This window comes from Pseudomonas sp. WS 5010, assembly GCF_012985565.1.
GTDB lineage: Bacteria > Pseudomonadota > Gammaproteobacteria > Pseudomonadales > Pseudomonadaceae > Aquipseudomonas.
Map to the genome: position 1 here is coordinate 940,550 of NZ_JAAQWQ010000001.1, position 19,933 is coordinate 960,482.

A 19,933-nucleotide genomic window follows, 5' to 3' on the forward strand; every position below is an offset into this window, starting at 1 on the left:
CGACATGCTCGATTCCAAACTGTTACGTAGCAACCTTCAGGACGTAGCGGACCGCCTTGCATCCCGTGGCTTTGCCTTGGATGTTGCGCGCATCGAAGCGCTGGAAGAACAGCGCAAGACCGTCCAGACCCGCACCGAAGCACTGCAGGCTGAGCGCAATGCACGTTCCAAATCCATCGGTCAGGCCAAGCAGCGTGGTGAAGACATCGCGCCGTTGATGGCGGACGTCGAGCGCATGGGCAGCGAGCTGTCCGACGGTAAAGTCGAGCTGGACAAGATTCAGTCCGAGTTGGATTCGATCCTGCTGGGTATTCCCAACCTGCCGCACGAGTCGGTACCGGTTGGCGAAGATGAAGACGGCAACGTCGAAGTACGCCGCTGGGGCACGCCAAAAACCTTTGATTTCGAGATCAAGGACCACGTCGCCCTGGGCGAATTGACCGGCGGCCTGGATTTTGAAACCGCGGCCAAAATGTCCGGCGCGCGCTTTGCCTTGCTGCGCGGCCCGATCGCGCGCATGCACCGTGCCCTGGCGCAGTTCATGCTCAACCTGCACACCGGCGAGCATGGTTACGAAGAGGCCTACACCCCGTACCTGGTGCAGGCGCCGGCGCTGATGGGCACCAGTCAACTGCCGAAATTCGAAGAAGACCTGTTCAAGATCAGCCGCGACGGCGAAGCCGATCTGTACCTGATTCCGACCGCCGAAGTGTCGCTGACCAACATCGTGGCCGGCGAGATCCTCGACGCCAAGCAATTGCCGATCAAGTTCGTCGCCCACAGCCCGTGCTTTCGCAGCGAAGCCGGTGCCTCGGGGCGTGACACTCGCGGCATGATCCGCCAGCACCAGTTCGACAAGGTCGAGATGGTGCAGGTCGTCGAGCCATCGACCTCCATGGAAGCCCTGGAAGGCCTGACCGCCAACGCCGAGCGCGTCCTGCAACTGCTGGAGCTGCCGTACCGCGTATTGGCGCTGTGCACCGGCGACATGGGTTTCAGCGCGGTGAAGACCTACGACCTCGAAGTCTGGGTGCCGAGCCAGGACAAATACCGCGAGATTTCCTCGTGCTCCAACTGCGGTGATTTCCAGGCCCGACGTATGCAGGCGCGTTTCCGCAACCCGGAAACCGGCAAGCCGGAGCTGGTCCACACCCTCAACGGCTCGGGCCTGGCGGTAGGGCGGACCCTGGTCGCGGTGCTGGAAAACTACCAGCAGGCCGACGGTTCGATCCGCGTACCTGAAGTGCTCAAGCCGTACATGGCGGGCGTTGAGGTCATCGGCTAAATGGAATTTCTGCCACTGTTTCATAACCTGCGCGGCAGTCGTGTGTTGGTCGTCGGTGGCGGGGAGATTGCCTTGCGCAAATCCCGGCTGCTGGCCGATGCCGGCGCGTTGTTGCGGGTGGTTGCTCCCCTGATCGAAGACCAGTTGCGTGAACTGGTGCAGGGCAGTGGCGGTGAGCTGATTGTGCGTGGTTACCAGGAGGCGGATCTTGATGGCTGCACCCTGATCATCGCGGCAACCGACGACGAGCCGCTGAACGCGCAAGTGTCCAGCGATGCCCGGCGCCGGTGCGTACCGGTCAATGTCGTCGATGCGCCGGCACTGTGCAGCGTGATCTTCCCGGCGATTGTCGACCGTTCGCCCTTGGTGATTGCAGTGTCCAGCGGCGGCGATGCGCCGGTGCTGGCGCGCTTGATTCGCGCCAAGCTGGAAACATGGATTCCGTCCACCTACGGCCAATTGGCCGGGCTGGCCGCGCGCTTTCGCGCCCAGGTCAAGGGTTTGTATCCTGATGTGCAGCAACGCCGGGCTTTCTGGGAAGAGGTTTTCCAGGGCCCGATTGCTGATCGGCAACTGGCTGGGCAAGGCGATGAAGCCGAGCGTTTGCTGGTAGAAAAAGTCAACGGCAAGCCGCCCCATGCCCCGGGTGAGGTGTATCTGGTGGGCGCAGGCCCTGGTGACCCGGACCTCCTGACCTTTCGCGCGCTGCGTTTGATGCAGCAAGCCGATGTGGTGCTGTATGACCGCCTGGTGGCGCCAGCGATTCTTGAACTGTGCCGGCGCGACGCCGAGCGCGTGTATGTCGGCAAGCGCCGCGCCGATCACGCGGTGCCGCAGGACCAGATCAACCAGCAACTGGTGAAACTGGCCAAGCAGGGCAAGCGTGTACTGCGCCTCAAGGGCGGCGATCCGTTTATTTTTGGGCGTGGCGGTGAAGAGATCGAGGAGCTGGCAGCCAATGGCATCCCGTTCCAGGTGGTGCCGGGGATTACCGCGGCCAGTGGTTGCGCGGCTTACGCTGGCATCCCTTTGACCCATCGCGACTATGCGCAATCGGTACGCTTCATCACCGGCCACCTGAAAGATGGCACCTCGGATTTGCCCTGGAATGACCTGGTGGGACCGTCGCAGACCCTGGTGTTCTACATGGGCCTGATCGGTTTGCCGATCATCTGCGAGCAACTGATCCGCCATGGCCGCTCGGCGGACACCCCGGCTGCGCTGATCCAGCAAGGCACCACGTCCAACCAGCGTGTGTTTACCGGCACCCTGGCCGACTTGCCGCGCCTGGTGGCGGAGCATGAAGTGCATGCGCCGACGCTGGTGATCGTAGGCGAAGTGGTGGTGTTGCGTGAGAAGCTGAAGTGGTTTGAAGGCGCCCAGTCCCAGGTATAACCTGTTCGCCCGGCTGCACACAGACCCACTGTGGGAGCCGGGCTTGCCCGCGATGAGGCTGGCGCATCAGCGCCAGATCTCTTTACCGCTCAATCCTTCTCGATCATGTTTGCTATCAAACACCTGCAACGGCCCCTTCGGCACAATCCCTGTCGGATTGATCGTCCGGTGGCTGGCATAGTAATGCCCCTTGATATGCGCAAAATCCACGGTCTCGGCCACCCCCGGCCATTGATACAGCTCCCGCAGCCAATTCGACAGATTCGGATAATCCGCAATCCGCCGTAGGTTGCATTTGAAGTGGCTGTAATACACCGCATCAAAACGAATCAGCGTGGTAAACAGTCGTACATCGGCCTCGGTCAGGTATTCACCGGCCAGGTAACGATGCTTGCCCAGGTGTTGTTCCAGGTGATCCAGGTCGGCAAACACCTCATCAAATGCGCTTTCATACGCCTGCTGCGACGTGGCAAAGCCTGCGCGATACACGCCATTGTTCACGGCGGGATAGATCCGCTCGTTCAGCGCGTCGATGGTGGGGCGCAGCGGTTCGGGGTAGAAGTCCAGGTTATTGCCAGTTAGCCCGTTGAACGCGCTATTGAGCATGCGGATGATCTCCGCCGATTCATTGCTGACGATGCGCTTGAGCTTCTTGTCCCACAGCACCGGCACCGTGACACGCCCGGTGTAGTCGGCGGTATCGGCGGTATCGGCGGTATAGCGCTGGTGCATGAAGGCAAAGTCGTCGAGCTTGTCGCCGGTAGAGCCATGGGCCTTGTCGAAGGTCCAGCCATTTTCCAGCATCAACCAACTGACCACCGACACGTCGATCAGGCTTTCCAGGCCTTTGAGCTTGCGCAGGATCAGGGTGCGGTGCGCCCACGGGCAGGCTAGTGAAACATAGAGATGGTAGCGGCCGGCTTCGGCCTTGAAGCCACCATCACCGCTCGGGCCAGGTTGGCCGTCGACGGTGACCCAGTTGCGGCGTTGCGCCTGTTCCCGTTGGAAGGCGCCATCTGCGCTACTTTCGTACCACTGGTCGTGCCAGCGTCCTTCTATTAGCAAACCCATGACTGACTCCTTGGCTAGTAAGCGTTGGAGTGCAGTCTAATCGTCTGGGTTCGAACAAATAGCGCAAAGGGTCGGGGTTAATGATCGATTAAATCGATCTGTCCCGCGCGTCCCAGTACTGTTGTGCCAGTGCGAAGGCCTGTTCCCGTGGTTGCCCAAGACCGCGCAAGGCCAGGGCCATAGTGGCAATCAGCGCCAATTGCGGGTAGCTGTCCTGCACCTCGCCGCGCCACATCGCCTTCAAATGCTCGGGGTCGAGGCTGGCCGGCTTGACGTGGCGCTGGGCGGAGAGGGCTGGCCACTCCTCATCCCAGCTTGCGCCGCCGGTGGTGCCGTACAAGTGGCTGGTGGTGTCGGGATTGATCTCGATCTCGCCGCCATCGCCCTTGATCACAATGGTGTTGTCACCCAGCAAACCACTGGCATCGCGGTGTACGCCCTGGTAACCGGGATGGAAGATGCTTTGCAGGCCGCAGTGTGCGCCCAGCGGGTTGAGGATGCGGGCCAGGGAGTGGATGGGCGAGCGCAGGCCGAGGATATTGCGCAGGTCAATCATGCGTTGCAGCTGTGGGGCCCAGTCGCCCAGCGGCATAAACGCCAGGCTGCCTTGCTCCAGGGCGGTCTCGACCTGTTGCCAATTGCGGCACAGTGGAATCTGCAGTTCACCCAGCAACTGTTCGGTGTACAGCCGGCCGGCCGTGTGTGCGCCGCCGCCGTGCATGAAAATCCGCACGCCGCTCTGCGCCAGGCACTTGGCGGCCAGCAGGTACCACGGCAGGTGGCGCTTTTTCCCGGCGTAGGTGGGCCAATCGACATCCACTCTCAGAGATGGCGGGTTGAGGCGCTCGCGCAGGGCCTCGGTGAAGCCTGCGAGTTCCTCCGGGCTTTCCTCCTTGTGGCGCAGCAGCATCAGGAACGCACCGAGCTGGGAGTCCTCGACTTTCTCGTCGAGCAGCATGCCCATGGCTTCCCGGGCTTCTTCGCGCGTCAGGCTGCGGGCGCCGCGCTTGCCTTTGCCGAGGATCCGCACAAACGGCGCAAAGGGGTGTTCGGCGGGAGTTTCGGTGATCAACGGAGCAAAGTCGGTCATAAGCAATTCGTCGGCCTGGGCAGGCCCGCCAGCTTGGTGGCAAGTTTGGCGGGAGTGCCTTTGAACAGTCGGTTGAGGTGCAGGCTGTTGCCCTTTTCCGGGCCCAGCTTCAGGGCGGTGTACTTGATCAGTGGGCGGGTGGCCGGGGACAACTGGAACTCCTGGTAAAAACCCCTGAGCAGCTCAAGGATTTCCCAGTGTTCGTCAGTCAGCTCCAGCGCTTCGGCGCTCGCCAGGGCGTTGGCCACCTCGGTCGACCAGGCATCCAGGTCAACCAGGTAACCATCCTTGTCCAGCTCAAGGGTGTGTGTGCCTACGGTCAAGGTGTTCATAGCCAGGTGTTGACCTTGTCATGCTCGATCGACAGCTGCACAAACCCCGGGTAGTCGACACTCTTGGCCCACTGCGGCAACACCAGGCCGCGGGCCTGGGCATCTTCGGCCAGTACAAAGATGCCCAGGGCCTTGGCTTGCAGGGCCTGGAAGGGCGCGCTGCCGGCTTGCAGGGCATAGGTTGCATCGCCGCACAGCAAGATCACATCTTGCGCGCCACACAGGCGTAGGCAACTGTCCAGGCGGGTGTCGGAAAAAGGGGAGTGGGACAACACATGCAAGGTCGACATCAGAGGGTCATCACCTGGTCGTAACGGTCAATCATCTGGGAAATCTGTTCGCTGCTAAGTGGCTGCGCGCTATCAGGGGCGGTCAATCCACGCTCTGCCAGGCTGTGGCTGCAGGCGAACACGTCGTCGATGCCAAACAGCGAGAGTGCCTGCAGGTTGGCCGTCACATCCTTTTGTTGCACGGCCTTGGCATCTTGGGCGGTTGCCAGTTGAAACACCCCATCATCAAGAAACAGCAGGCCAATCGGCAAGTCGAATGCGCCGCCGGCCAGCACCACATCCAGCGCTTCTCGCGCACTGGGTCCGGACCACGGCGCCTGACGGCTGATTACCAACAAGGATCTGGACATTTCATGGCCCTCCAAAGCAGATCAGGCGGTCGGCATCCTGGATGGCATCATGCAACTGCCCAAGGCCTGACAGCGCCCACGGCGCATCCAGATTCACCGCACTGCGCTGGTAGCGCGCAGCTTCTTCAGCATTCAACACCCCACGGCGCAGCGCCGCAGCGATACAGACCACGCCATCAAGCTGATGCTTGCTGACGAAGGCGCTCCATTGTTGGGCGATATCCTGCTCATCCTGGGGCGCGACCACCGAATTGGCGGCGCTGTAGACGCCATCCTGATAGAAAAACAGCCGCACAATCTCATGCCCACCGGCCAGCACCGCCTGGGCAAACTGCAGGGCGCGGCGCGAGGAGGGCGCATGGGCGGCGGAAAAAAGCGCAATCGCGAACTTCATGGAACACTCTGTTGGCAAACCTTTGCCAATGATAAAGCCGCAGGCAACAAAAAGCCCGCCGAAGCGGGCTTTTTGGTAAGGCTGGGATCAGTCGTCGCGGCTCATGATGCCGAAGATCTGCAACAGGCTGACAAACAGGTTGTAGATCGATACATACAGGCTGATGGTCGCCATGATGTAGTTACGCTCGCCGCCATGGATGATAGCGCTGGTCTGGAACAGAATGCAGACCGAGGAAAACAGCACGAAACCTGCGCTGATTGCCAATTGCAGGCCGCTGATCTGGAAGAACATGCTCGCCAGCACAGCCGCCAGCAACACGAAGAAACCTGCAGTGATGAAGCCGCCGAGGAAGCTCATGTCCTTACGGGTAATCAGCACATACGCCGACAGGCCACCAAACACCAAGGCCGTCATGGCAAATGCCGAGCTGACCACTTCCGCGCCGCCCTGCATGCCCAGGTAACGGTTAAGGATCGGGCCGAGCAGGAACCCCATGAAACCGGTCAGGGCAAACGCCGACACCAGGCCCCAGGCCGAGTCGCGCAGCTTGTTGGTGAGGAAAAACAGGCCGTAGAAACCGATCAGTACCACGAAGATATTCGGGTAGCCGACACGCATCTGTTGCGCCACATACGCCATCACGCCGCTAAATGCGAGGGTGAGGGCGAGCAGGCCGTATGTATTGCGCAGGACGCGGCTAACCTCTAGCTGCTCAGCCTGCACGTTGCTATTAACTGCGTAATCCTGTTCGCGCATGGCGACACTCCTTCAGTTTTGAAACGTTCAGTCGCAAAGATCATAACAGACGCTCTGTAACAAGCTATGCAGAGAGTTTGACAGTGTGTTTCATTCGGGTATTATGGCGCCCGCTGAGACAGGATGGGCTACTATAATCCTGTGTTGCACAAGGGAAATTGGCAGAGTGGTTGAATGCACCGGTCTTGAAAACCGGCGAACGTTAATAGCGTTCCCAGGGTTCGAATCCCTGGTTTCCCGCCAAGATTCATACAAAAGCCCCGCTTATGCGGGGCTTTTGTGTTTCTGGGGTTCGGCTGTGGCTGGCTTGTATTTGCTCGGTGTTCCATAACTATTATGGAACCGTTCCATAACTTTTCTATTTTGACGGCTTCGTAGTGGCGCCGAGCCTTCTGTCAACGCACTTTGTGATTTCCTGATTGCTCTGCCCCAGCAGCAGGCTTGCGTTGCCGATATCCACGATTTCCGACGCCGCCTTGGGTCGAATATCTTGCAACTGAAACCCGCCGATCTTCGCGGCGAGCGTCGGATATCCTTGTTCGATAGTTTTCTCGCAAGCCATCTCTCGTGCCTTGTCCCAGCGCAAGCGCAACATCCCCTTCGTCATCCTTTTTCCATACTTTTTGATCAGCAGATCCTTGGAAGGGTGGGCGGCATTCCTCTCTGAAATTTCCCGAACTAGCCTGCCTCTTCTATTCCGCTGGCCGGCAGTGCGAGCCAGGACTGTCGGTGATTACGGCGCTGGCAGTAAGATCCACCTCTGCCAGCGCGCAATGGATCGTTAGGCAGTAGGTCTGACCCGGAAGGTCAGCAACCCTCCTGATGATAATGAGCTTCTCGCAGCGCTGCGCTCGAAAGAGTCCCACCTTTCTGACCGGGGAGTGGGGGCGTTAAGAGCTAACGGTCTCTGTTGATTAGTCAGGCGTCATAAGGACCGCCAGGGTCAGCTTGATGAACTCTTCGTTGCGGTCGATGGTATCCAGTGCACCACGCACGTTGTCGGCCATTTCGGTGCCGCCTTGCTGCTCAACCCAGTTCTTAAGCTCCATGATGGCTGCTTCAAGGGCGAGTTAGTTTTCGATGATTTTGGACAGCAGGGAAGGGAGTAAGTCAGCGTTCGGCATCGGTGTTCCTCCTTTGAGTGAACAGCGTAGGCTGATGATGGCGCAGATGTGCTTTTCGTGGAGGTCGATGGATTTCAGCGAGGGTTGGTTAACATAGAAAAACTCTAATTCACGCATACGGATTTTGGTGTTTACGCGATCAGTAGTGGAAGCAGGATAGCCTCCTGCTTCCACGAGTGGATTGCTAGTTAATTGGTTTGCTGATCAATCCCGGCCTGTAACGCCTGGCGATCACTGTGCCCGCCGACTCTCAGCGGTCCAAGGTTGAAGGCTTGATCCTTACGTATGGCGTCGTCCTGTTTCTGGGTCAATTCGTCCTTGGCGCCCAGCACCAGGTTGACCGGTGACTTCGACAGGTTCAGCCCGACATCCGCTCGGTAATCGCTGCCGGCCAACGTCGTTGCCGTCACCTTGGAACCACCCAGGTCGACCTTGCCCTGGTCCGCGCTGATCCGGGCGCCAGTCAGGTGGGTTTCGCCACTCACCTGCAGGTTGACGCCTTGCGTGCGGATGCCCGACGCTTGAGTGACGCTGTCTTTCACCACATGGCTGACGTCCAGGTTCAACGTCGGGGTGTAGGACGTGTTGCCGCTCTTGTCGCCGAACAGCACGTTTGCGGTGGTATTGGCCACCGAACTGCCGGTGGTGTTTTTGCCGCTGACGGCGTAGCTGTCAGTGGTTTTTGGCCAGGCCTTTTCCTTGAGGTCGGACAGGCGAGTACCCACGGCATCCTTCTTGTCCGCCAGGTAAGCCTTGGCCTTGTCCACGCTCGTACCGAAGGCGCCGCGGGGCTCGGGGTTCACGTCGTAGCTACCGCTGCGGGTGAGTTTTTCGCCCAGGCGTTCCTTGGCGTTACCAACGCTGTTGACCACGCTGTCCTTGGCCGAGGCCAGGTGCTCGGTGCCCTTGTCCACGGCGTTCTCGAGCTTTTCGCGATGCTTGTCAAACGCGCCCTCGGCCTTGGCTTGCACCTTGTCCTTGAGCGGGCCGCTGGCCTTGGCCAGTTTGTTGACCACGCCGGGCTGGTTTTTCTCGACATCAAGCTTGGCGTCGACGTTGACTTGGGTGCTGCTGACTTGATCCTTGCGGCTCTCAATGACGAGGTCGCCGCCGACATTGCCACTGACCTGCTCGGCTTCAATCCGCGCGCCGGCCAGATGGGTGTCACCGGCACTGTTGATCACCACCTTATTCGCCTTGATCAGGCTGTCGTGCTGGGTGGTGCCTTGCAGGTGATCCACGTCGACCTTGGCCCGCGCATTGATGCCGTGCTGGGTCTTGGGGGTGTCGTGTCCACCGGCGTCGGCCAGGGTGGTTTTGCCGCCGCTGCCGCCTGCGCCCAGGGTCACGCCCCAGCTGTTATGCGCCTGGGTCGATTGCGCCGACTCTTGCAGGATGCCGCCGTTTTGCGCATTCAGATTCACGCTGTCAGCCATCACCTGAGTCCCCTGCAGGTGGATCGCATCCGCCGCGTTGGCGCCGCTGGTGAGGCTCACCTTGCCGTTGCTGTGCAACTGCCCGACGCTAACGCCTTGGTCGTTTTCGGCGACTTTGCCGATGTTGAAGTTGGCGCTCAGGCTGCCGGTGGTGCCGCTGCTTTCAGCGCTGCTGGTCTTGCCGGCACCGACCGTCAGGCCGCCGCCCAGGTTGCTGCCGCTGCTCACATGAGTATCGGTGGCTGCTTGCAGGTTCAGCTTGCCGCCAGCGTTGAGGCTGATGTCACCGGTCTTCGCGGTGCTGCTGCCGACCTTGGTGCCTTGCAGGGTCATGTCGCCACCGCTGCTGAGCTGGATCGGGCCGTTGCCCTGCAGCGTCGCGACACGCGCCTGGCTGTCCTGGGTGTTAAGGCGCTTGTCGTCCAGTTGCACACCGGCACCGAGGTTGACGTTCGTACCGTTGCTGCCCGGCGCCGTGCCCACGGTCAATGAACCGCTGCCACGCAGGCTGTTATTGGTGCTGCTCTGGGTATCGCTGGCCTGGTTCAGCGCCAATTCGCCACCGGCTTTGAGGTTGACGCCGGCCTGGCCGCCGTTGAACTGGCTGCCTTCATAACGCGCGTCGCCTTGGGTCTCGATGTTCACACCCTGGGTCCCGGCGTAGCTGCCGACCACCGCCGTGCTGCTGGATTCGCGCACATCGCTGCTGCCGCCTGCGCCATTGCCGCGCACGTTCAAGTCTTCACCGGTGGTGGTGTAGACGCGCACGCCCACTTTGGCGTCAACGCTTTGCTCGCTGCTGGTGTGGGTGTTGGCGGCCGCCGTGGCGAGGTGCTCGCCGGCATTGATCTTCAGCCCGCCCTCACTGGCGCGGTACTGGGTGCCTTCATCTTTCACGGTGTTGGCGACATTGACCTGCACCGTGCCACCGCTGAACTGGCTGACCACGGCGGTACTGTCCTGCTGTGTGCGGGTCTTGTTGGTATGGCCGACTTCCACATCGAGCCCGACATTCGGTTGCTCGAAGGCATCCAGCAGGCCGGGCTGATGGAATTTGGCCTGGGCCACGCCGTTGACGGCTTTTTCGATCGGCCGGGTGATGCCTTTGTATTCAACATTGGCGCCGACGTCGGCGGTCCAACCGTTCTCTTTGTGGGTGCCGGTCTCGGTGTTATGCGCCGCCTGGTTATCGACCTGCGCCGCGTTGACCTGCAACTCAGAACCGGCCTTCACCTGCGCGCCCTGGCTGGTCAGGGTGTTGCCGGCGTTGATCGTCAGCGTGCCGGCCGACGCCACGCTGCTGGTTTGCGCGGTGGTTTTGTGGCTGGTGTCATTGCTGCTCTGGTGGCTGAACTGCGCACCATTGCCGGCTCGGTCCAGGCCGCCGGTGTAATACACGCCGCCAGCGGTGGTGGTGGTGTCGGTTTGGCTCCGGGTGCTGTCATCGGTCGCCAATAGCTCGACGTTTTTGCCGCTCACGGTCGCATCGCCCTGGGTCGCCTTCAGCTCGGAACCCTTGATGCTAACGTCGCCACCGGCCGTGACGGCCAGGCTGCCGCCGCTGAGGCTGGAAGCTTGCTGCTGGGTGGTGTCGGTCTTGCTGGCGTGCTGCTGGTCTGCATAGTTCACACCCGCGCGGTACTGACGCGTGCCGTCGGCGGTCTCCTTGGCGTAGCCATCGAAACCCCGCGTGTGAGTGCTGGTAGTGGTGTGAGAGGTGTTTTCAGCCGACGCGACTTTGATGTCACCCTTGGCATTCGCTTGCAGTTCGCCTGCCGCAGAGACCTTGGAGCCGCTGACGCTGATGTCTTTGGCGCTTTGCAGTTTGAGGTTGCTGTCCGAGCGCAGGTTGCTGGCGACGACGGTGCTGTCCTTGAGGTTCTTGCGGCTTTCATCCTTGGTGATACCGAAGAACTTGCTGTCGTTGCTGTAGCTATTGTCGTGGGAGGTGTTTTGCACGCCGTCGATCACCAGCGAGCCTTTGTCGCTGATGACGCTGGCCTGTCGGCCACCACGCGCCTGGCTGCCGTTGATGCGCACGTCGTCCGCCTTGACGATCAGCTTGCCATCGGCGTTGACCTTGCTGCCGGTGTTCAGGGTCTTGCCCTTATCGCCATCGCCGTTCTTGCCGAAGAAACTGCCGCCAGTCAGGTCGCCGGAGTAAGCGTTGTCACTGCTGCGCTGGGTACGGCTGGCGCTGGTGATGTCGACTTGCCGAGCGGCCAATTGAATGTCGCCCGCAGATTTCAGTTCGGCGCCTTGCAGTTGCAGTTTTTGCTGGCTGGTCAGCTCCAGGGCTTTGCCGGCCTTGAGGCTGCTGGTGACGCTGCGCTGTTCGCTGCTGGAATTGTCCCAGTTGGCTTTCCACAGGTGCTTGCGGTGGTTGCCCTGGTCGCGGGTTTCGTGGGTTTCGGTGGCGGCGCTCAGTTGCAGGTCGGCGCCGCTGTTGATGCGCAATGCGTCGCCTGCTTCGACCTTGCTGGCCTTGATCTGGGTGTTGGCGCCGGACAACAGCGTGGCCTGTTGTTGTGCGACGACGTTGTTGCCGTGCTGACGCGAGTCCTTGTCGGTGGTGGTGCGGTCATAGGTTTCGTAGGTGAACAGGAAGTTGCTGTTGTTCCACTGCTCACGTTTTTCCTGAAGTTTTTTGCTTTCCAGGCTGCTGAGGGTGAGGTTGCGGCCGGCGTCGAGCTTGACGTTGCGCCCGCCGACGTCGGTGGCGGCGAGGTTCAAGTCTTTGGCACTGTGCAAGTCGACATCGCCCTGGCGGCTCTGCACACCGGCGCGGGTGGCGTCGAGGCTGTTGGCGTAGACCTGGCCGCTGATATCGAGGTTGCCGGCCGAGCTGACCTTCACCCCATCACGGCCCGCGACTTGCACCGCACCCACGCGCACCCCGGCACCTTCGGCGGTGCTGATGATGTTGATACGGCCGGCCTGCATTGCCCCGAACAGGCGGGCGTCGATACGCTGGTCCTGGGCTTTGCTCGCCGGGTCGACCTGGCGCACCTGGCCGCTGGCGTAGTCGACCTGATTGCGGCCGACCGTGAGGTTCAATTGGTCACGCGCACTGAGGCGCCCATCGCTGTCGATACGCGGCGCGATCAGGTTGATCGAACCCGCACCGTTTTGCAGGCCCTGGCCTTGCACCGTCAGTTGGCCGCTTGCATCGCGAGTGTTCAAGCCTTGCAGCTTGCCGTCGTTGAGTTCAGGGCGGCCCACTACCAGGTTGGCATTTGGGGTGTTGATGAAACTGCCGCCGTTGACGGAAATGCCATTGGGGTTGGCCAGCACATAATCGGCAGCCCGGCCAAAAATCTCCTGAGCGCCGTTGATGGCCGAGGCGTTGCGGCTCACCACTTCGTTGAGGATTACGCTCGCCGCCTGGCCCTGGAACTGCGGGTTGGCCGCCAGCTGCCCGGCGAGTTGCGATTGACCAGCCTGCAAGGCGTTGTTCAACACCACTCCCTGGCGGTCAACGTTGTAGTCCAGGAACTGGTTATGGGACAGGCCGCCGGCATTCGGCGCGACGATGTTGACGATGGGCACGCCGCCCTGGTTTTGCAGCTGCGGCGTACCGCCAGGCCCTTCGACGACGGTTAAGCCACCGGCCAGTACCAGCTGCGGTAGCAGGAACAGGCTGGCGATGGCCCAGCGCAGTTTGCCCTGGGGTGAAAGGTGAAACGTATGGGTGTCAGTCGGCATAAATAAATTCGCTCTGTGTTGGCTGATCCGCGACGTGCGTTGTTCGTTGCAACGCTGCTGTGGTGGTCAGGTACGGCGGTAAACTCAGGCTAAACAGGTGTTGCTCAAATCTGCACGCTAAGGCGCGTCAGCCAGACCTCCCGCTCCTGGCCAAACCCTGTGGGCGTGTTGAGGTTGCGTTGGTAATCGAGGTCCAGTTGCACGTTTTTCCAGCTCAGGTTGAGCCCTGCACTGGCACCGCTCAGGCGCTGGCTTTGAGCGCCGTGTTCGCGCTTGATCCAGCCGTTGTCCAGGCCCAGGCGCGGGGTGATTGTTACCGGCAGGTCGCTGGTGAGCGGCAGGCGCAAGGTGTTGCGCCATACCGCGCCGATGGCCCCGGACGCGATGTTTTCGCGGTAGCCACGCACCGCCGAATCGTCGGTGCCCAGCAGTTGTTCGATGGCAGGCAACGCATCCGGGCTGTATTGCGCCGACAGCTGGCTCTGCCACTGCCACGGTTGCCCCAGCCATTGGCCGTTGCGCCATTGGGTGAGGTTGGCGCGGTACTTATGGAATTGCGCCTGGGGCAGGTTTTTTTGCGTGTGGTCAGCATCACGGTCGGCGCCGAACCATGTCAGGCCTTGGGCGTAATTGACGTCGAGGTTCCACACTGCGCTGTTGAGCCAGAACAGATTCAGGCCAGCCTCGGCCACTGTCAGCGTCGGGCTCTGGATGCCTAAGCGAACCTTTTGCAGGTAGCTGTCGACGTCTTTGTAGGCCAGTTGCAGGTTGGCGCTGAGTTGATGGCCCTGGTCGCGCCACAGCACGCGGTCGGTGCGCAAACTGACCTGGTCGGTACGGCCGCTGTTGTAAAACGTGGCGCGGCTGAGCTTGTACGGCGAGCGGTATTCGTTGTGGCTGGCGAACAGGCTGTAGGTCCAGTACCCGTAAGGGATGGAATAAAACAGGCTGTTGCTGCGGCTGTAGCGCGGCCCGTGATTGAGCGTGTCGCTGAAGCTCAGGTTGAGCGAATCGTTGAGCGTGAGCGGGCTGTCCAGGCTCAGGTTGATGGCATTGCGATCACGCCCCGTGCCGGCGCTGCCGAGGTTATCCACTCCAAGCCCCAGCCCCCAGCGTGACGCCGTGCTGCGCGAGCGCAGGATGATGCGCGAGGCGCCAGCTTCACTGCCAGGGGCGATGTCGGCGGTGAGGTCCACCGAACGCAGGCGGTTGAGCTGGTCCAGGCCTTGTTCCAAATCGCGCAGGTTCAGCGGCTTGCCGAGCATCCCGGGGAACGCGCCGCCTAACGACACCGGCAGGCTCTGGTCGGCCAGTTCGATGGCTTCGAGGTAGCCCTCTTCGACGTGAATATCCAGCGACTGCCCGGCCGCTGGCGGGCTGATCAGGTACGGGCGGCTGGCGATATAGCCGGCTTGCACATACAGCTGGGTGATCTCGGCCAGCAGGCGGTTGATCTGGGTGACGCCCATGCACGGCGCCACGTAGGGTTCGATGCGTTGGTTCAGCTCAGCCTTGCTGAACAGCGTGACCCCGGCCAGGCGCGTGCCACTTAGCGGCCAGCAGCGTTCATCCTTGGCTATGTCTGTTGGCAAGGCCGGCGTGGCCGCTTGCGTACTGAAACTACCGCGTTGCAGCTGCCGTTGGCGCTGCTCCAGGTGTAATTGCTGCAAGTCGCGCTGCTGTTGCTGCTGCAAGCGCAGCGCTTCCTGGCCCGCTTGCCGCCCATCGGCGGCGGCCGGCAGCGCGCACAGGCAGAGCAGGGCGACGCCCAGGCTCTGGATACAACACAGGCGTTGGGTTGAGGGCTGATTCGGCACTCGACATCCTTAACGTAGAAATACACACAATCCATACCCCTAGCCAAACGGTAAACTCAGGGATCTTGCACAGTTGAGCCATCATTAAACTGTCTGCTACATCAGTTGTAGGATTTTTTACGTAAAACGTGGGGAATGCAGCGTTATTCACAAAATAAATGCACAGAGGTGGTGCGGGAGGGCCAGGCGATAACTCCTTGGGCGTTTCATGAGGCGATTTTTACCCTCATTCTGCTGACTCACCGATCAATCCTACCTTTCAGACGTATTTACCCCTTTGCCTTTTACAAATGCCGCTGGGGGGCCATAGGACAAACGCCACGAATCGTGGGCAATTTGGTAGTTTGTGTGCTGGTCGGCAGGACGTCGGGGCGGGGAGTAAATCATTTCCGCAACCTGATGTGCACCCCTTGAGTTATGGAGCTTTTAGCGTATCGAAATATGGAGGGATACGAAAGCGCTAAAAAGGTTAACTTGCTGAATTTAAAGAAAAAATCGCCAGCCTTGAAAGTCGGCGAACGTTAATAGCGTTCCCAGGGTTCGAGTCCCTGGTTTCCCGCCAAGATGCAGATAAAAGCCCCGCTTATGCGGGGCTTTTGTGTTTCTGGGGGGCGGCTGTGGCTGGCTTGTATTTTTATGGAACCGTTCCATAACTTTTCTATTTTGACGGCTTCGTAGTGGCGCCGAGCCTTCTGTCAACGCGCTTTGTGACTTCCTGATTGCTGTGCCCAGCAGCAGGCTTGCGTCGCCGATATCCACGATTTCCGACGCCGCCTTGGGTCGAATATCTCGCAACTGAAACCCGCCGATCTTCGCGGCGAGCGTCGGATCTCCTTGTTCGATAGCTTTCTCGCAAGCCATCTCTCGCGCCTTGTCCCAGCGCAAGCGCAGCATCCCCTTCGTCATCCTTTTTCCCTGCTTGTTGATCAGCAGATACTTGGAAGGGTGGGCGGCATTCCTCTCTGAAATTTCCCGAACTAGCCTGCCTCTTCTATTCCGCTGGCCGGCAGTGCGAGCCAGGACTGTCGGTGATTACGGCGCTGGCAGTAAGACCCACCTCTGCCAGCGCGCAATGGATCGTTAGGCAGTAGGTCTGACCCGGAAGGCCAGGAACACCGGGCCGAATGGGAAGGTACTGACTTCCAGCTCATCCAGTGGGTTGAGCGTGTGTGTGCGACTCCCAGCATTGCTGTAGATCACATGGCTGCTCGATACGGCGATGTTGACCTTGCCGGCGGCCGCCTGGATCAGATTCACCCTGAACCCTTCAGTCACGTCATCACCAATGGTGAGCGTGACGTCTGTATCGCTGATAACCAGAACCGACTTACCTGAGTCCACCATGGTCAGTGGTCTGCTGCCGGTGATGGAGACGTTGGTGTGTACGTGGCCCCCGGCGTGGTAGCTGACCATTCGTGGGTCTGCGAAGACGCGGGCGAAGGCGCCGACATAATTGACACTGGCGCGCATGTCATCGAATTGCTCGACCACGTAGGTGCCGATGCTGCCTGATACTTCAGCGTTGGGATCCAGAACCCATTTGCGTCCTACCATCAGCCCGATCTGGGTGTTGGCACGTACGCCGGCACGCATCTCTTCAAGGAACAGCTGACTGATCTGGCCACCGCCCTTACCTTGGACATAGGTAAACCGCGCAATGGAGTGGCTGTCTCCAGTAGGGCTGCCCTGGGAGGTGTCGACCTTGTAGTCGACAAAGTCCGCCGAGACGGTGGTGGTCGTTGTGTTGGCGTTTGGCGCCCAGGTGAAATCCAAGACCCTGCCGGTTTTGACCTGCTCTAACGAGGTGGTGGTTTGCGAGGTGGTAGTAGAGCCTGACTGCTTCAAATCATCGTTCATGTTACTCATCCTTAAGTGAAGTGCTTATGAGTGCAGGCCGAACTGGCCCGAAGCGTATGATCGCCGTCATAACGCCACTTTTGCTACAAAACCCTGTTGTCTTACTTGATCCGTATGGAACTGTCACCGCGCTCGAGGTGTGCCCAGATCGGCTCTTCGAGTAGTTCGTGTTCTGCATCTTCACCGGCGGCCATGCGTTTTCGTACGGCTACGTTGTGCTCTCGGATTTCCTTGAGGTTGGCCGTGATGGTGCGCTTGTCGGGAGAGAACACGGTTTTAGTGTCGATGAAGTCGTCCGGGATATCGTCCTCTTTATCGACGATGATCTTTTCGGGCGCTAGAGCCAAAGTGATCGTGAACAAGGGCCGCCTGATCGTTTTTATATCGGTGGCCTCCATGTTTTTGCGCAGGTACTCGACGAGCTTGCCGACGGTGTTCTTCCTGGCGTCGGCCATCGCTTGGAGTTCGGCGAGTTTGCTGGTGACCTAATGATCTTGGACACTTCAATCGGGCGCTATGATAGCGCCCAAATCTGAGGTGTCTGGATATGCGTCAATCGTCTTCGAGTGAGTTCAAACTCAAGGCTGCCAGCATGGTGCTTGATGAGGGTCAGCCGGTTACCGAGGTCTGTGCCAGCCTGGATATCGGCCCCACTGCTCAACCCAGTTTGTAAGCTCCATGATGGCTGCTTCAAGGGTGAGTTGGTTTTCGTTGATTTTGGACCGCGGGGAGGGGGGCAGGTCTGAGCTCGGCATCGGTGTTCCTCCTTGGAGTGAACAGCGTAGCAGTTGGTGTTTGGTACGCCTGCTTTAGGGGTTTCTCCTTTCGATCAATGGCAGCCTCTCACCGACACTCCGTTTTAGGCGGTTCGACGCCCTTTCCAGTAATCGCTTACCATGGCTCACGGACTTTAATTTTCAATCATTAAATGGTTCTGAGTAATGAAAGGGTTTATATCCAATGCCCTCGTATTGACATTGCTCTATGCACTTTCAAATGGAGTGTCCGCTGAAACACCGAGCACAGCGAGGCGGAGGGTATCAGGTAAGGCCAAGGTGATTTCCTTTTCGAGTGATGGCATTTAGCCAAGATCCTAGCTCAGTAATTTGAGATATCAAATCTCGGCCCTGCATTTCAGCTGCCAGAATCGCTCCTGTTTTTGGAGACTCTCGATGACCGCTTTTGGCCGATTTCTGCCGGTGACAACCGACTGAAAACGGCCAATAGCTGACACTCCGTTTGTCTACAAATCCAGGAGCGCTTCACTGCGTAGCCGATGAAACGACTACTTTTTAAAAACTGCTAATCTTTCACTTCCGTTGATTAAAAGATCGCTTAAAACTCTGATTGATTGACATACTAAATATGGCTCGGTCAACTGTGAAATCTAATGTGTCGGATACGGCGATTAGTGACCTTAATTCTTCAGGGAAGTCTTCGATGCTAGCGCATACCGTTGGAATCAAATATCGAAAGTAGTCTCCAATTTCCGCGTCTCCCTCATAACCAATCGGATTGTCTTCGCTGGACACGTAATCTTCTAGCGCGTGATAAACATAGAAGCCTTTTATTGATGGAAGTGAATACTCCGTGAGCTCTTGATAAAAGTTCGAACTCTCTAAGACTATGCGTTCCATTTCGTCGCGCGACGAGGGTTTGAGGTGCCTGCGAAACCTATATATATCTAAAAGAGTTCGACCTTCCTTGTTTTTTGGATAACTTTGAAACTCACGCGACTCTTCCCACATAAACTCATTTATACTGTCGAGTTTTTCCTCTAGCTCTGGAATAGCCAACAAGCTCGAAGGGATAGGGCCGAAACAGTTATTCACCATTACAGCTATACGCCCATGTCGATCCATGGCGAACCACGTGAAGATAGTCCCAAAACTTGGCTGCCAATCTTTATCTAACGGCATTACTTCACCTCTGGTAAAACGTGTATATCGCCTGAGATTATTATCGCCAGTGCTGGATTGGCCCTGTTACAGAAACTTTACTGATCCAGGATCCTACCCTGTGAACTATTACCAGCGCTAGATATTTACTGACGGGATGGGGCAGTGGCATAGGCCTCTGGGTCAATTCGACGTCAGTTTCAACAGGCTCGTGCCTAACGTCCACTTTTTCCTGCTTTTGCACGGTATGATCAACGTCAGCTTGCGGCCAATAGGAGCCGCTGGACAGCTTGGGCAGGTGTTGTCGTTCAGCGTTTGCCTTCAACGTTCGCGGGTTCGCACTGGGTTGGGGCAAAGAGAGCATAGCGGCGGCCTTTTCTCTCTCCCGAAGTGCGCGTGTACAGTCTGTCCTGTTATGCTGATTCAGCCGTCCGGCGTGTAGATAAGATGCTATACGGCAGTAAGTGACAGGTATGTTGGCTGATTGATAATTAGGGAAAACTGAGTATGCGTCGTTTAATAGCCAACGGGTTTGTGTTTGTCAGCATTGCTATACTCTGTTGCAGCTGCACATCTTATTCGTCCCAGCCGACAATCAACGAACCCGTTGAACCCGAAACACAAGAAATTATCTCCAGCTTCAGTTACGCAATAAATTCTCCATGGAAAGACAGTCGCTTCGGCAAGGACGCATACGCAGCGACACTCAACGTTATTCCCGGTGCACAGGATAAGAACTCCAGCCTTGCCGCCCCGAGCCTGCCAGCATTAGAAATAAAGATCTCGGAGTTCTCATCTGGCGGCGCTTGCGGACAAGATTACTTGACGGGGCTGAGTCTGGGTTTGATCCCCAGTTGGTGTACGCGGACAAACCTTTTCAAGTTTGATTTTATATTGAATAAGGACCAGCGCTTTTGCAGGCAGAAAACCTACTCGATAAACTCCACGTCGTTTTCACATCTGACGATGATTCCGTTTGCACTTCTCAATACGGGCAATCAGCCATTGACGCTCTATCAGGCGACGCTTAAAGATTTTCTTCGCAGAGGTCAATGTGCGACGCGTTGAGAGGCTGCTTTTGGCCGTTTGCTGCCTATCATGAGGTCCGCAATCGGCCAAACGCGTACGTT

18 protein-coding genes, 1 tRNA gene and 1 pseudogene are annotated in these 19,933 nt (G+C 58.7%); 5 read left to right on the forward strand and 15 right to left on the reverse strand.

Annotation, left to right across the window (positions count from 1 at the left end; translation table 11 throughout):
• Positions 1 to 4: 4 nt before the first annotated feature.
• Entirely contained in the window at positions 5 to 1,285 is a 1,281-nt protein-coding gene (gene serS, locus HBO11_RS04480; RefSeq protein ID WP_076963826.1) for a serine--tRNA ligase, read from the forward strand.
• The gene (gene cysG / locus HBO11_RS04485) at positions 1,286 to 2,680 is read left to right on the forward strand and encodes a siroheme synthase CysG (RefSeq protein ID WP_029293572.1); all 1,395 of its coding nucleotides are present in this window, start codon (positions 1,286 to 1,288) and stop codon (positions 2,678 to 2,680) included.
• 66 nt (positions 2,681 to 2,746) lie between these two features.
• Here the strand turns inward: cysG and HBO11_RS04490 are convergent, their stop codons facing one another.
• The 7 genes from HBO11_RS04490 to HBO11_RS04520 form a co-directional block, all read right to left on the reverse strand.
• Positions 2,747 to 3,751: a glutathione S-transferase family protein gene (locus HBO11_RS04490; RefSeq protein ID WP_169954337.1), complete on the reverse strand. Its 1,005-nt coding sequence runs from the start codon at positions 3,749 to 3,751 to the stop codon at positions 2,747 to 2,749.
• A gap of 88 nt (positions 3,752 to 3,839) precedes the next feature.
• The gene (locus HBO11_RS04495) at positions 3,840 to 4,841 is read right to left on the reverse strand and encodes a glycosyl transferase family protein (RefSeq protein ID WP_169954336.1); all 1,002 of its coding nucleotides are present in this window, start codon (positions 4,839 to 4,841) and stop codon (positions 3,840 to 3,842) included.
• A complete protein-coding gene (locus HBO11_RS04500; RefSeq protein ID WP_169954335.1) occupies positions 4,838 to 5,173 on the reverse strand; it encodes a TusE/DsrC/DsvC family sulfur relay protein in 336 nt (111 codons plus the stop codon). The genes HBO11_RS04495 and HBO11_RS04500 overlap by 4 nt, the downstream gene beginning before the upstream one ends.
• Entirely contained in the window at positions 5,170 to 5,463 is a 294-nt protein-coding gene (gene tusB, locus HBO11_RS04505) for a sulfurtransferase complex subunit TusB (protein ID WP_169954334.1), read from the reverse strand. Before tusB ends, HBO11_RS04500 begins: the two co-directional genes overlap by 4 nt.
• Positions 5,463 to 5,813 (reverse strand): sulfurtransferase complex subunit TusC, encoded by a 351-nt coding sequence (tusC, locus tag HBO11_RS04510; protein WP_057960003.1) that lies wholly within the window; start codon positions 5,811 to 5,813, stop codon positions 5,463 to 5,465. Before tusC ends, tusB begins: the two co-directional genes overlap by 1 nt.
• Position 5,814: 1 nt before the next feature.
• Complete coding sequence (gene tusD, locus HBO11_RS04515) at positions 5,815 to 6,207, reverse strand: sulfurtransferase complex subunit TusD (protein ID WP_169954333.1); 393 nt, start codon at positions 6,205 to 6,207, stop codon at positions 5,815 to 5,817.
• An 87-nt stretch (positions 6,208 to 6,294) separates the two neighbouring features.
• Entirely contained in the window at positions 6,295 to 6,966 is a 672-nt protein-coding gene (locus HBO11_RS04520) for a Bax inhibitor-1/YccA family protein (RefSeq protein ID WP_029293588.1), read from the reverse strand.
• Between the two features lie 152 nt (positions 6,967 to 7,118).
• Between HBO11_RS04520 and HBO11_RS04525 the strand changes: the two genes are divergently transcribed.
• Positions 7,119 to 7,209 (forward strand) — tRNA-Ser (locus tag HBO11_RS04525).
• Between the two features lie 115 nt (positions 7,210 to 7,324).
• Here HBO11_RS04525 and HBO11_RS04530 read toward each other — a convergent pair.
• The 7 genes and pseudogenes from HBO11_RS04530 to HBO11_RS04560 form a co-directional block, all read right to left on the reverse strand.
• Positions 7,325 to 7,561, reverse strand: coding sequence for a hypothetical protein (locus HBO11_RS04530; protein ID WP_178121765.1), 237 nt, complete (start codon positions 7,559 to 7,561; stop codon positions 7,325 to 7,327).
• Positions 7,562 to 7,880: 319 nt separating this feature from the next.
• Positions 7,881 to 8,090 (reverse strand): annotated as a pseudogene (locus HBO11_RS04535) (hypothetical protein).
• 188 nt (positions 8,091 to 8,278) lie between these two features.
• A complete protein-coding gene (locus HBO11_RS04540; protein ID WP_169954332.1) occupies positions 8,279 to 13,231 on the reverse strand; it encodes a hemagglutinin repeat-containing protein in 4,953 nt (1,650 codons plus the stop codon).
• A gap of 104 nt (positions 13,232 to 13,335) precedes the next feature.
• Positions 13,336 to 15,003, reverse strand: coding sequence for a ShlB/FhaC/HecB family hemolysin secretion/activation protein (locus HBO11_RS04545; protein WP_262380975.1), 1,668 nt, complete (start codon positions 15,001 to 15,003; stop codon positions 13,336 to 13,338).
• A 528-nt stretch (positions 15,004 to 15,531) separates the two neighbouring features.
• A complete protein-coding gene (locus HBO11_RS28500) occupies positions 15,532 to 15,942 on the reverse strand; it encodes a hypothetical protein (RefSeq protein ID WP_178121766.1) in 411 nt (136 codons plus the stop codon).
• 186 nt (positions 15,943 to 16,128) lie between these two features.
• A complete protein-coding gene (locus HBO11_RS04555) occupies positions 16,129 to 16,905 on the reverse strand; it encodes a hypothetical protein (protein WP_169954330.1) in 777 nt (258 codons plus the stop codon).
• Between the two features lie 101 nt (positions 16,906 to 17,006).
• A complete protein-coding gene (locus tag HBO11_RS04560; RefSeq protein WP_169954329.1) occupies positions 17,007 to 17,360 on the reverse strand; it encodes a siphovirus Gp157 family protein in 354 nt (117 codons plus the stop codon).
• Positions 17,361 to 17,452: 92 nt separating this feature from the next.
• Between HBO11_RS04560 and HBO11_RS28580 the strand changes: the two genes are divergently transcribed.
• Entirely contained in the window at positions 17,453 to 17,578 is a 126-nt protein-coding gene (locus HBO11_RS28580) for a hypothetical protein (protein WP_262380976.1), read from the forward strand.
• Positions 17,579 to 18,215: 637 nt separating this feature from the next.
• On the opposite strand, the gene HBO11_RS04565 is transcribed toward HBO11_RS28580, so the two are convergent.
• Complete coding sequence (locus HBO11_RS04565; RefSeq protein WP_169954328.1) at positions 18,216 to 18,824, reverse strand: hypothetical protein; 609 nt, start codon at positions 18,822 to 18,824, stop codon at positions 18,216 to 18,218.
• Between the two features lie 486 nt (positions 18,825 to 19,310).
• On the opposite strand from HBO11_RS04565, the gene HBO11_RS04570 reads away from it, so the two are divergent.
• On the forward strand, positions 19,311 to 19,871 hold the full coding sequence (locus HBO11_RS04570) for a hypothetical protein (protein WP_169954327.1): 561 nt from the start codon (positions 19,311 to 19,313) through the stop codon (positions 19,869 to 19,871).
• Positions 19,872 to 19,933: the final 62 nt, after the last annotated feature.